Annotated in this window: 18 protein-coding genes; 17 read left to right on the top strand and 1 reads right to left on the bottom strand. The window is 53.5% G+C overall.

Annotated features, from left to right (window positions below; translation table 11 throughout):
* Positions 1-3: 3 nt before the first annotated feature.
* The 15 genes from ABCO64_RS01110 (at position 4) to ABCO64_RS01040 (ending at position 9,120) form a co-directional block, all read left to right on the top strand.
* Positions 4-825, top strand: a complete 822-nt coding sequence (locus ABCO64_RS01110) for a sugar phosphate isomerase/epimerase family protein (RefSeq protein WP_253457589.1) — start codon at positions 4-6, stop codon at positions 823-825.
* A gap of 99 nt (positions 826-924) precedes the next feature.
* Complete coding sequence (locus tag ABCO64_RS01105) at positions 925-2,187, top strand: hemolysin family protein (RefSeq protein ID WP_253457586.1); 1,263 nt, start codon at positions 925-927, stop codon at positions 2,185-2,187.
* 37 nt (positions 2,188-2,224) lie between these two features.
* A complete protein-coding gene (gene purN, locus ABCO64_RS01100) occupies positions 2,225-2,881 on the top strand; it encodes a phosphoribosylglycinamide formyltransferase (protein ID WP_253457583.1) in 657 nt (218 codons plus the stop codon).
* The gene (locus ABCO64_RS01095) at positions 2,878-3,198 is read left to right on the top strand and encodes a ribonuclease P protein component 4 (protein WP_253457580.1); all 321 of its coding nucleotides are present in this window, start codon (positions 2,878-2,880) and stop codon (positions 3,196-3,198) included. The genes purN and ABCO64_RS01095 overlap by 4 nt, the downstream gene beginning before the upstream one ends.
* The gene (locus ABCO64_RS01090; RefSeq protein ID WP_253457577.1) at positions 3,188-3,436 is read left to right on the top strand and encodes a YhbY family RNA-binding protein; all 249 of its coding nucleotides are present in this window, start codon (positions 3,188-3,190) and stop codon (positions 3,434-3,436) included. The genes ABCO64_RS01095 and ABCO64_RS01090 overlap by 11 nt, the downstream gene beginning before the upstream one ends.
* Before the next feature lie 85 nt (positions 3,437-3,521).
* Complete coding sequence (locus ABCO64_RS01085) at positions 3,522-3,971, top strand: 30S ribosomal protein S19e (protein ID WP_253457574.1); 450 nt, start codon at positions 3,522-3,524, stop codon at positions 3,969-3,971.
* Positions 3,972-3,983: 12 nt separating this feature from the next.
* Entirely contained in the window at positions 3,984-4,322 is a 339-nt protein-coding gene (locus ABCO64_RS01080) for a DNA-binding protein (RefSeq protein ID WP_253457571.1), read from the top strand.
* A complete protein-coding gene (locus ABCO64_RS01075) occupies positions 4,319-4,921 on the top strand; it encodes a DUF7411 family protein (protein ID WP_253457567.1) in 603 nt (200 codons plus the stop codon). Before ABCO64_RS01080 ends, ABCO64_RS01075 begins: the two co-directional genes overlap by 4 nt.
* Before the next feature lie 7 nt (positions 4,922-4,928).
* Positions 4,929-5,081 (top strand): 50S ribosomal protein L39e, encoded by a 153-nt coding sequence (locus ABCO64_RS01070; protein ID WP_253457564.1) that lies wholly within the window; start codon positions 4,929-4,931, stop codon positions 5,079-5,081.
* Positions 5,082-5,084: 3 nt separating this feature from the next.
* Positions 5,085-5,348: a 50S ribosomal protein L31e gene (locus ABCO64_RS01065; RefSeq protein WP_253457561.1), complete on the top strand. Its 264-nt coding sequence runs from the start codon at positions 5,085-5,087 to the stop codon at positions 5,346-5,348.
* A 1-nt stretch (position 5,349) separates the two neighbouring features.
* Entirely contained in the window at positions 5,350-6,012 is a 663-nt protein-coding gene (locus ABCO64_RS01060; protein ID WP_253457557.1) for a translation initiation factor IF-6, read from the top strand.
* Between the two features lie 5 nt (positions 6,013-6,017).
* Positions 6,018-6,209, top strand: coding sequence for a 50S ribosomal protein L18Ae (gene rpl18a / locus ABCO64_RS01055; RefSeq protein ID WP_253457555.1), 192 nt, complete (start codon positions 6,018-6,020; stop codon positions 6,207-6,209).
* Positions 6,199-6,654 (top strand): prefoldin subunit alpha, encoded by a 456-nt coding sequence (pfdA, locus tag ABCO64_RS01050; RefSeq protein WP_253457551.1) that lies wholly within the window; start codon positions 6,199-6,201, stop codon positions 6,652-6,654. The genes rpl18a and pfdA overlap by 11 nt, the downstream gene beginning before the upstream one ends.
* 10 nt (positions 6,655-6,664) lie before the next feature.
* Entirely contained in the window at positions 6,665-7,798 is a 1,134-nt protein-coding gene (gene ftsY / locus ABCO64_RS01045) for a signal recognition particle-docking protein FtsY (RefSeq protein WP_253457547.1), read from the top strand.
* Positions 7,798-9,120, top strand: a complete 1,323-nt coding sequence (locus tag ABCO64_RS01040) for a signal recognition particle protein Srp54 (protein WP_292616297.1) — start codon at positions 7,798-7,800, stop codon at positions 9,118-9,120. Before ftsY ends, ABCO64_RS01040 begins: the two co-directional genes overlap by 1 nt.
* An 80-nt stretch (positions 9,121-9,200) precedes the next feature.
* Here the strand turns inward: ABCO64_RS01040 and ABCO64_RS01035 are convergent, their stop codons facing one another.
* Entirely contained in the window at positions 9,201-9,530 is a 330-nt protein-coding gene (locus tag ABCO64_RS01035) for a type II toxin-antitoxin system PemK/MazF family toxin (protein WP_253457541.1), read from the bottom strand.
* Positions 9,531-10,382: 852 nt separating this feature from the next.
* Between ABCO64_RS01035 and trmY the strand changes: the two genes are divergently transcribed.
* Both trmY and ABCO64_RS01025 read left to right on the top strand, forming a co-directional pair.
* Entirely contained in the window at positions 10,383-10,994 is a 612-nt protein-coding gene (gene trmY / locus ABCO64_RS01030) for a tRNA (pseudouridine(54)-N(1))-methyltransferase TrmY (protein WP_253457538.1), read from the top strand.
* Entirely contained in the window at positions 10,994-12,235 is a 1,242-nt protein-coding gene (locus ABCO64_RS01025) for a tRNA pseudouridine(54/55) synthase Pus10 (RefSeq protein ID WP_253458151.1), read from the top strand. The genes trmY and ABCO64_RS01025 overlap by 1 nt, the downstream gene beginning before the upstream one ends.
* The last annotated feature ends 2 nt before the right edge of the window (positions 12,236-12,237 follow it).

Raw genomic sequence — 12,237 nt, 5'->3', positions numbered from 1 at the left:
TGTATGCTGCGGATCGGTGCATCAAGCATGTTCTTTCATGAATATGCGCTGGAAACAATTTTTCATGGCATCTCTGCATCAGGCCTGGATACGGTTGAATTCTGGCTGGAAACACCGTCTTTCTGGACAACCGGGCAATCTGTCCCGGAGCTTATAGAGACACTCAGTGAGTATCCGTCGCTTCTGCCGATAACAGTGCATGCGCCGGTTCTTGATCTGAACCCGGTCTCGATAAATCCTGGTATTGCTGCTTTTTCGGTTGAATCTGCCTGCGAGGCTATCCGGGTTGCCGATCAGCTGCAGGCAGAGGTGATTACAATCCATCCCGGGAGGAGAACGGCAAAACGGCCGCCATCAGCAGCTGATATGCACCGGTTCAGTCTCTATATGGAGGCAGTCGAGGCCCAATCCCGCGACGTCTCTGTCACGATAGCAATCGAGAACATGGAACCCCGGGTCAATGCTCTGCTTACGACTCCGGAATCGGTTGCCAGCGTGCTTGACGATTACCCGCACCTCTCCCTGACATTTGATTATGCCCACGCCTCCGCAGGTGAGAGCGGGGCTCCGGAAGAGTTTGTCAACCTCTGTTCTGACCGGATCGTCAATGTCCATGCGAGCAGCGGCTCCCCGGCAGATATGCATTCCCCTCTTGGAAGAACAGAGGCAATGAATGCATGTGCAGCCCTGCTCTCATCGTTTTCCTATGACGGGCCGGTTATCTTTGAGATAGAAGACCTCGGCCTCAAACAAAGACCTTCCTTTGAAGAGAAGTGCGCCATCCTCTCAGGTGAGGCAGCAGCATTTTGGGATGCTGCCTGCTAAACAGGTACCTTTATCTTTTTTGAGTTCTATTATTGATTGAAACGACACAACCATGAACGATAATGCTTTTTGGAGCACCTGTATGGAGTGAGTGCTGGTATGGCGTCTGATCCACTCCATTTTATTCTCTTTTTTGTCTGCCTCTTTCTATCCGGTTTCTTCTCCGGATCAGAAGTTGCACTGATCGCGATAACACGGGCGAAAGTGAGGACACTTGTTGCAGAAGGGACACGGAGTGCGCATGCACTTGCAGAACTCAAAGAAAATACCGATCACCTCCTGATCACCATCCTGGTTGGGAACAATATTGTGAATGTATCTGCAGCAGCCATCGCAACAGCAATTGCAATCGACTATTTCGGGGATGCCGGTGTCGGGATAGCAACAGGTATTGTGGTTATCCTGATGCTTATCATCGGCGAGATCGGTCCGAAAACTTATGCCTCAAAACATATTGATGCCTTTGCACTCTTTGTATCCCGCCCGATCCTTCTGCTCAAGAAACTCTTCTCCCCGTTACTCTGGCTCTATGACAGGATAAAGAAGGTCCGGACGACAGAGGATGAGCCCATCCATGTCGGCGTCACAGAGGAAGAGATCAAGGAATGGATCGATGTCGGCGAAGAGAGCGGGGCTATCGAAGAGAATGAACGGGAGATGCTCCATTCGGTATTCCGGTTCGGGGATACCACTGCACGGGAGATTATGACCCCGCGGCCGGATGTAACCATGATCGAGGGTACCTGGCGCCTTGAGGATGCCCTTGAGATCTTCCACGAGACCGGGTTCTCCCGTCTCCCGGTCTACCACAATGATCCTGATAATATCATCGGGCTCCTCAATGTCAAGGATGTCTTCAGGGCAGTGCACAATACAAATTCGGATATCCCGATACAAGACATCATTCATGACGTCTCGTTTGTTCCGGAATCCAAGAAAATCGATGATCTCCTGAAAGAACTCCAATATAAACAGACACATCTTGCAATCATCCTGGATGAATATGGAGTATTTTCCGGTGTCGTCTCGATCGAGGATATCCTGGAGGAGCTTGTCGGGGATATTTTGGATGAGTTTGACATCGAGGAGGAAGAGGTGCAGAATCTCCGGGACGGGGTCTATATCATTGATGCCCAGGCGTGGGTGGATGATGTCAACGAGGTGCTGGAAGCCCCGCTCCCGCAGGACCCGGATAATTATGAAACCGTCGGCGGGCTGGTATTTGCCCGTCTGGGCAGGATACCGCATATCGGCGAGTCGATAACCATTCCAGAGATCAATGGCCGCCTTACAGTCACCCAGATGCGGGGGAGGCAGATCCTGAAAGTCAAGCTCACCCTGGAGAGGCCGCTGACGGACTGATCAGTATTATCGGGAGAACCAACCCATACTAAGAACCATGAAACGCATCGTTTGCCTGGCATCAGGGAGAGGATCAAACTTCCTTGCCGTCCTCTCTGAAATAGAATCCGGTACAATACACGGGCGGTGCGTCGGACTGATCGTGGACCGGGAGGGGACCGGGGCTGCGCATATCGCCGAAGAGCACGGCATCCCGGTCTCTCTCATTGACTATTCATCGTTTTCTGCAAAAGAAGAGTATGAAGAGGAACTGCTCCGGACCCTCCGGCTGCTTGATCCCGATCTTATCGTACTTGCCGGGTATATGAAGATCCTCGGATCAGCCATTATCAGGGAATACAAGGGCATGATCATGAATATCCACCCGTCTCTGCTCCCTGCGTTTCCAGGCCTTTCAGCCCAGAAACAGGCACTTGCCTATGGCGTGAAGGTCTCCGGCTGCACGGTTCATTTTGTTGATGAAGGAACAGATACCGGCCCAATTGTGCTGCAACGCTGTGTTTTGGTGCTGGATGATGATGATGAAGAGCGCCTGAGCGCACGGATTCTTGCTGAGGAGCATATCGCGCTTCCAGAGGCAGTGGCACTCTTCTGTTCTGATCAGATCACCCTCCGTGAGAGGCTGGTTCTGAGGAATCAGAAACCAGGACCTGGTCAGGTGCCCGGATCCATGACGGAGGGCTCCCGGCTATGAGGGATGCCAGACGGTTCCGGAATGGGAAAAAAATTGCCCGTGAACGGGTTGGGATCCTCATCTCCCTTGCATCTGCCAGTATATCCGGGAACCCTGAGCAGGCACAACGGTATATCGGGCTTGCCAGAAAGATCGCCATGAAACAGCGGCTGCGACTTCCAAAACATCTGAGAAGACAGTTCTGCCGCTCCTGCAACACCCTTCTTGTCCCGGGGCATACCTCCCGGGTCAGGGTGCAGCGCAGGCGGGTTATTGTGACCTGTCTTCACTGTGGCCAGGTACGGCGCTACCCGGTGGTGAAGCAACATGCCGGATAGATATGACAAGTCAGCCATTCAGACGCTGAAACCAACGATCTGGGTGGGAAAGCACGGTGTGACGCCCGAGATTACAGCCGAGATCCGATCCCAGCTCGAAAAGAAAGAGGTTATCAAGATCAAATGGCTGAAGAATGCAGATGTTGACGCTGATGCAATTGTTGTCGGAACCGGCGGCGTGGTGATAGAGACCCGGGGCCGGATGATGGTGATAGCAAAGAAGCGGAGGCAGGGGTGAAGAACTCCCTTCCTCGAAATTTATATCTGCTGATCCACCCTATACGTAAAGACTGTTAGTGAACCACAGCAGTAAGGAGTAGTGAATGACCACAGTATTTGATATCCCCGCCGAACTCTTTATCCGGAAGATTGCTCTGGAACTCAGGGAAAAACCCGAGATCCAGGCTCCTTCATGGGCAGAGTTTGTAAAGACGGGCGTTCATAAGGAGATGCCACCTGAAAACACCGACTGGTGGCATATCCGCGCAGCTGCAGTGCTGCGCCGCGTATACGTCGACGGACCGGTTGGCGTTGAGAGAATGAGAACGGTCTATGGCGGACCCCAGAATCGGGGATCGCGCCAGTCCCGCTTCAGAAAAGGGAGCGGATCGATTGCCCGGAAGATCTTCCAGCAGCTGGAAGCAGCGGGCCTTCTTGAGAAGGTTCCCGGAGGCCGCCAGGTCTCCCCGGCAGGCCGTTCATTCCTGGATAATACAGCTCACCAGCTCAAAGCTGAAGCTGCCACAACCACCCCGGAACTCGGGAAGTATTGAGGTGACCTGTACATGGAGGATGACGAGTTAGCGGAACTCCGGCAACGGCGCATGGCCCAGATGCAGCAGCAACAGCAGGCTGAAGCCCATGAGGCGGAGAAACAGGCTCAGATGGATCAGCAGATGCAGATGGTGCTCATGCAGTATCTCGAGCCAGAGGCACGTGAGCGCCTAAACACCATCAAGCTGACAAAACCTGACTTTGCCCGCGCCGTTGAGCAGCAGATTGTCATACTTGCCCAGCAGGGTCGCCTCTCCAGTACACAAAAGATCACTGATGCACAGCTCAAACAGCTCCTTGCACAGCTGGTGCCGCAGAAAAAGGACTTTAAAATCCGAAGGGTAGGATGAAGGCTGGTCTGCTCTACAGTGGCGGCAAGGATAGTTCTCTTGCTGCCGTCCTGCTGTCGCGGGATTATTCGGTAGAGCTGAACACGTTCGTCTTTGATTCCCATCGGGAGGTTCCACAGGTCGCGGCGGCGGCAGAGGCTCTGGGTCTGCCCTGGAGAAAACAAACCTTTGCGTCCGGTTTCATTGATGAGGTCATCGGGATACTCAATCGGTGTGGGTATCCAAACGAGGCCATCAATGAGATCCACCGACGGTCGCTCTGTGCGCTTGCACAGGAATATGAGGTGGTCGCCGATGGTACCCGGTTTCTAGACCGGGTGCCTATGCTTGGCCCGGCTGAGGTGCAGAGCTTTGAAGACAGGTTGGGGGTCTCCTACGTACGCCCCCTTCTTGGATATGGGAGGCGCGAGATCGATCGCCTGGTCGGCCGGATGTTCACCGTCATATATGGTGAGACATCGACGATCCCAAATGGTGATTATGAACACGAGATCCGCGACGAGATGACCAGGCGTGGTATTGACTGGTCCGGGATCTTTCCGGTGAACCATACACAGTCGCTGGTAACCGGCAACACAATTGAGAGATCAGGTTGGTGAGTAATTCATGAGCAAACTGACAAAGGGTCGAAAGATTCGTATGGCAAAAGCCACCCGGCAGAACCGGAGGGTTCCGTCCTGGGTTATGATAAAAACAAAGCGTGCGGTTGTATCGCATCCAAAGCGGCGCAACTGGAGGCGCAGCACTCTGAAGGTGTGAGCAATGGTAGAAGCAGAGAAGGAGCAGATCTATATCATCCCGCTCCGGGACACAAAACGCGCCCCTAAATGGAAGCGTTCCAAGATTGCAATGAAGGATATTCGCAAATATCTTGAAAAGCATATGAAAAGCGACGACGTCAAACTTGACCGGAGCATCAACGAGAAGGTATGGGAGCGCGGTGGCCAGAAGCCCCCGTCAAAGATCCGTATCCGTGCGATGCGCTTCTCGGATGGTCAGGTTCAGGCAGAACTTGCCGGAGAATGAGATGAAGCATACCCTGTCCCTCAATGGCGATCCGAATATCGGGGTCTATTGCCGGGCATTTGAGGAGTTTGCCGTCCTTCCCGCAACAGTCTCCGATGCCTTTGCTGACGCTGTTACGGAGAGCCTGGATGTTGAGATCGTGCGGATGTCCCTGCAGGGGTCATCCATCATCGGCTCACTCCTCACCGGCAACAGCCGCGGAATGATCGCTTCAGGCCTGATATCCCGGGAGGAGCGCGGGAAGCTGGAGGAGTACGGGGAAGTGATGCTTCTGGAAGAGACGATGAACGCCGCTGGCAACTGTATCCTGGTAAATGACGAGTTTGCGCTTGTTCATCCCGAGATGCCTGCTAGAATAACTGACCAGATCAGGGATTTTCTCAATGTCGTGGTTGAGCGGATGCAGGTTGCCGGTATCCCGACAGTCGGGATGGCAGCTGCTGCGACAAACAAAGGCGTTCTTCTCTCTCCACGGGCAACCCGGCAGGAGATCGAGCGGGTCGAGGCACTCACCTCGCTTCCGGTCGGGTGTGGATCTGTCAATATGGGTTCAAATCTGGTTGGAACAGGTGTCCTTGCCAACTCAAAAGGATTTGTTGCAGGCGGTACCACAACAGGTTTTGAGCTTGGACGTATGGAAGACGTCTTTGGATTATTACGGTGAGCTGAATGGAGTTAGCAGAATTTGAAGTACGCGGTACGATGAAGATCGGTGATGCATGGAAACCATACATCAAGGTGATCGAGGCACCGAACGAAGCACAGGCAAGAGAACGGATTTATACCCTGATGGGAAGCAAACACCGTCTCGAGAGAAGATTAATCAAAATTGAGAGCGTAGAGAAGGTCAATGGCGAATAATACCAGTGCCCGGACACCTGAACAGGAGTTTCAGACGCTTCAGATGTACCTGAACGAGTACAATCAGCAGATTGAAGCCTTCTCCCGACAGTTTCAGCTCATCGATAATGCACGGATGGATATGAACACCTCAATTGAGACCCTCAGGGGGCTTGCCGGCACAACTGATGCGGTATGCCTCCTCCCGATTGGCGGTGGTGCAGCAGTCCGTGCAAAAATTCTCGATCCCGATACCTGTATTGTTGCAATCGGTGCTGATGTTTCTGTTGAGAAGACCAATGAGGAGACTGTCTCCTATCTGACAGAGCGGATTGTTGAGATGGAAGCCCAGGGAAAGCGTCTCGCAGAGACGATCCAGAAACTCCAGGCGCAGGCTGAAGAGGTTGGAAGGCGCCTTGAGCAGCTGTACCAGGCTGGCATGGGCCAGTCTTCTGGCCGGAGCTGAACAAAGAAGCATGTTTGAAGGCCTGAAGACGAAGCTGCGGGATGTCCGCGCGAAGATCGGCCTCTCTATTGAGGAAAATATTCAGGCAGCCCCGGACTCCTCCCCCCAGGATGATCCAGATACAGCCACTGCCATCGAGGCTCCTGTTGCTTCATCTCACGGAGAGACTGCAGGCGAGGCAGTGACGGCAGATAGCCAGGCGCAGCCACCGGCTCAGAAATGGGCATCTGATGCTGATAAAAAGGTTGAGAAGGCAGGCTTTTTTAAAAAATTCGCAACGCTTGTCACAGAGCGTGAATTCATCCTGACAGAGAAGGATCTTGAGGAGCCGCTCTTTGAACTTGAGATGATCCTGCTTGAGTCCGATGTCGCCCTTCCCGTGACAGACGCCATTATCTCCCATATGCGGAGTTCGCTTCTGGGAAAACACCGGAAAATACGGCAGGATCCAGCCGGGCTTGTGAATGATACACTCAGGGACGCGCTCCGTGAGGTGCTTGGAGACGGATTTGATCTGCCATCCTATATCCGATCACAGCCCCGCCCGGTGAAGATCCTCTTCACAGGTGTCAATGGAACCGGAAAAACCACGACCATTGCAAAGGTTGCTGATTTCCTGAAGAAAGAGGGTTTTTCTGTTGTTATCGGGGCAGGAGATACGTACCGTGCCGGTGCGATTGAGCAGATCAGTGTTCATGCAGAGCGGCTGGGTGTCCGCCTGATCCATCACCAGGAAGGAGCTGACCCATCTGCAGTCCTCTATGATACAGTTGAATATGCACGGGCTCATAAGGCTGATGTGGTGCTTGCTGATACGGCAGGGCGGTTTCATAACCGGGCAAACCTGATGAGCCAGCTCGATAAGATCCGGCGTGTGATACAGCCAGATCTGATCCTCTATGTCGACGAGGCAACCGCAGGCAACGATGCTGTTGTCAGGGCTGCAGAATTTGAACGGACTGTCGGGGCTGATGGCGTTATCCTGACGAAGGCGGATATGGATCCAAAAGGCGGTTCTGCCATCTCAATTGCCTATACCATCGGCAAACCGCTCCTCTTCCTCGGTGTCGGCCAGGAGTATGCAGATATCGTTTTGTTTACACCTGACCTCATTATTAACGAGATTATGGGAGATGATGCCTGATGCTTGACTCCCTGTCAGGATCCCTCAAAGATGCGGTGAAAAAACTCGCCGGGAAAGCTGTAGTGGATCGTGCTGCTGTTGAAGAGCTCATACGGGATCTTCAGCGGGCACTCATCCAGGCTGATGTCAATGTCAAACTCGTGATGCAGCTCTCCCAGTCGATAAAGAAGCGCGCACTTGATGAAGATCCGCCAAAAGGAATGGGGGTGAAGGATCATGTGCTCAGGATCGTCTACCAGGAACTGGTTGCACTGATGGGTCCTGAGACAGAACTCTCCCTGAAGCCCCAGACAATCCTGATGGCGGGTCTTCAGGGATCAGGCAAGACGACAACAACAGCAAAACTCTGCCGGTACCTCCAGAGAAAGGGGCTGAAGGTTGGCGCGATCTGTTGCGACAACTTCAGGCCGGGTGCCTTTGTCCAGCTCCAGACGCTCTGCCAGAAGATGAATGTCCCGGTCCATGGTGATCCTGCCGAGAAGGATGCGGTGAAGCTTGCGAGGGAAGGTCTTGATGCTCTCCGTGATCGTGAGATCATCATCATCGATACCGCCGGGCGGCATGCACTTGAGGATGATCTGATCGATGAGATCATGCAGATCAACGAGCTGGCAGAACCTGATCACCGCTGGCTCGTCATCGATGCTGCGCTCGGCCAGGCCGCCCGTGACCAGGCAAAGCGGTTCCATGACGCTATCGGAATCGACGGTGTCATCGTCACGAAGATGGATGGTACCGCAAAAGGTGGTGGTGCGCTCTCGGCGATCTCTGAGACCCATTCCGGGATTGTCTTCATCGGATCAGGTGAGACGATCGATGATCTTGAGCGGTTCGACCCGGATGGCTTCATCTCACGGATGCTCGGTATGGGTGATTTACGAGCCCTTGCCGAGCGTGCCGAGGATGTGATGGACACAGATGTCGATGTCAACGCGATGCTCAGGGGCAAGTTTACCCTGAAAGACATGTACCAGCAGCTTGAAGCCCTCAATAAGATGGGCCCCCTCAAGCAGGTGCTTTCGATGCTGCCGCTTGGCAATATGAATGTCCCAAGCGAGGTCTACGATGTCACCTCTGTCAAGATGCAACGCTACCGCATTATGATGGACTCAATGACCGATGCGGAGATGACAGATCCATCACTGATCAATACCCAGCGTGCACAGCGTATTGCCCATGGCTCGGGCTCGACCCTCGATGATGTCCGGGAGCTGATCAAATATTACAAGGTTATGCAGCGTGCATTGAAAGGATTCAAAGGCGGAGGACGCTTCTCGATGAACCGGATGATGAAGCAGTTCGGCGGCGACAAGTTGCCGTAGTTTTTTTGCCTGTCTCTCTCCTGCTCGGTCCCGTTCTCCCCTCGTTTTTGCCTTGGTCCTGCCAGCTTTTTCTCTCCTGTTTAGTATAGGTTGGCACGAACCAGGATCTCTTTGAAGCTCTCGTCTGTCAGCCTGCCTTTTCGTGCAATGATGGTCCTTGCCGGGAGGGTTCTTCTCCTGCCAGCCAGGACAAAACTCCCGTCAAAGAGATCGAGGCCGCCTTCCAGAAAGTCGTCGAGCCCTATTGCGACTGATCCGGTATCTCCAACAACCATCTGCCGGGTGCAGGGAGCCAGGACGACGTCTCCTGATTCTACTGACAACACAATTGCCGGCCTGACTTTCCGATCCTCTCCATGATCAAAGGGGAATGGAACAAGGACGACATCGCCTGGATGATATCTGCTCATTCTGGGCTCTCCTCTTACTTCTCTTACTTCTCTTGTCTTCTCCACTTACTTCTGTTCTCTTCTCCATTTACTTCTGTTCTTTTGACTCTTCTCCAAAATTCTGGCTCTTCGCTGATCATGAGGGTTTTCCTGAATTCTTCGGAGCGTGGGAAACGATCCCGGGGAAGAGATCCTGATTGCAGCAACCGGAAACATTTGGGAGTGAGTGAAGCAGGTGCGGCGCGGGTATAGGGGGGCGGGGTCAGGCGATGGGGATAAGGCGGACAGAGGTGATAAGCCCTTGCTCGAAAGAGCAATCCGTCAGGACGATTCGTAGAATCGGGGCATATCTCCTCTGGCTGCCCCCGGAGTATTCCCGCCCCTCCCGCGCCAGCATCTGCGGCAACCCGGCTCAAACTCCCTTGCGAAGCATTTGCGGACGGGTCAGGGGCGGTGGGGGTTTAATCTGATACGCAAATACGAGCGGCCCTTCTCCAAGGTACCACGAGACTTGTCTCTTGGGTCTTCTACCGCCAATGATCGTAAGGACAGCAGCTGAAGTCATAGATATGGATGTCAAAATATAGTATTTTTTTATTATTAAAATTAGTCATATAATTGCGATTTGAGGCCATTTGTGTAGTATGATAGTCTTTGGATAGGAATGACCTTCAGAACTATGGAGAAGAATCATACAGAGAGTGATTACGCAAACAGGGTATTCAAACCGCTTGTTTTGCCTGGCAACGGGCATAGGTTCTCTCATCAGCTGCCAGACGCAGGTTTATTGTGGCAGCGGTTCCTAGTTGTATAGTACTTTTTCCCGGTTCCAGGGCTCGAGATACCCGCTGGGAAGCCATAATGGAGATGTATATGAAACGATTTGCTGTTATTGGCCATCGTGCCGTCACCGACCCCGGATTCCCGCTCAATGATATGCCCGGGAGCGCCGGACGGATGGATGTTCTCTGCCGGTGTGTGAATGCCTCCTTCTTCCTCTCCCACGGGCTCAGGAGGGATGTCGAATGTTTTCTGATCCTGAAAGGCGCAGCAGCGGCCGGTGACTCCCCGGTGAGCCGGGATGAGAGCCTGGAAGATGGCGAGCGGACCATTCTCCTGAAGGGTGAGACGATCCGGTCACTGAACCCTGATGAGCGAAGTGCGGGAGCCCTGATCAAAAAGGCGCTTGCACAACCATGCGGTGACGACTTCAGGGAGACGTCTCCGGGTGTATTCATCCGGTGCGGAGGTCTTCTGCGGCTGCTTGCCGACTATCCGTTTGCTGTCCTTGACGAAGGAGGAACTGATATCCGGTCCCTTGAAACCCTCCCCGGGAACCTCCTCCTCTCTGACCACCTGAACTTCACTGACGCCGAAGAGGAGCTGATAGCAGACCTTCCACGCATCTCGGTTGGCAACAAGATCCTCCATGGGGATCACACCATCACCATCTTTCTCAATGAAGCTGATCGGAGGGATGCATGATGTCACTCCTTCCTCTTGTCGGTTCAATCCTTGAGAGCGGCCCGATCTGCGATCACTGCCTTGGCCGTCTCTTTGCACGGCGATCCTTTGGCCTCTCAAATGCAGAACGCGGCCACGCCCTCAGGGTTGCCCATGCCCTGGATGCACACATCCGCTTTACCGGCTATGAAAGAGGGACATGTTTTGTCTGTTCAGATCTCTTCACCCGGATCGACTCCTGGGCAGCGCGTGTGGCAGATGCCCTTGATGGGATTGAGCATGATACATTTGTGATAGGAACCCGGGTTCCCCCGATGATGGCTGAGTCTGAAGAGATGCTCTGGAGCGACTTCTCGCTTGGTGACCCTGAACCCCTGAAATCCGAGATGAACAGGGAGGTGGGAAAAGCCGTTGCCGCGCTCACCGGGAAGACTGGTGACCCAAAGAATCCCGAGGTGACTGTGATCCTGAATATCGCTGAGGAAAAAGTCGAAGTTCAGATAGCACCCGTCTTTTTCCATGGCAGGTACAGGAAACTTGAGCGGGGCATCCCCCAGACACACTGGGACTGCCGCTCATGCCGTGGCGCAGGCTGTCCGGAATGCGGCGGTTTAGGAAAGCAGTACCCGGATTCGGTTGAGGAGCTGATCGGAACACCTGCAATCGGGCTCTTCCAGGCAGCAGGCGCAATCCTCCACGGCGCCGGACGTGAGGATATCGATGCGCTCATGGTCGGATCGGGCCGTCCCTTTATCATGGAGATTCCTGCTCCGCGGAAGAGGCAGATTGATCTGGGTGACCTTGAGTCTGCGATCAATACTGCGGCTTGCGGTCGTGTCACGGTTACGCTCACACGGTGGAGTGGCAGGAGGGAGGTGGAAACCCTTAAATCGCACAAAGCGCATAAAACATACAGGATTCTGGTCGATATCGAGGGTCATACCTCCCCAAAAACGGTCAAAAAAGCTCTTGAAGCCCTGAATGGGGCAGTAATCAGTCAACGCACCCCGCAACGCGTTTCACATAGGAGAGCAGATCGTATAAGGGAGCGTATGGTTGTTGGTATCCGGTGTCTTGGTGTCGAGGATGACCGGTACCTGATCGAGGTGATCGGGGAAGCGGGACTCTACATCAAGGAACTGGTATCAGGGGATAATGGCAGGACGAATCCCAGTCTATCAGAGATCCTCGGTATCCCTGCAACAGTTCTGACACTCGATGTCATTGCTGTCGAAGGTATGCCGGAGAATGGAGAAGAGTAAAG

It is taken from the genome of Methanocalculus natronophilus (genome assembly GCF_038751955.1).
GTDB lineage: Archaea > Halobacteriota > Methanomicrobia > Methanomicrobiales > Methanocorpusculaceae > Methanocalculus > Methanocalculus natronophilus.
This window is presented reverse-complemented; position numbering and strand designations above follow the sequence as displayed.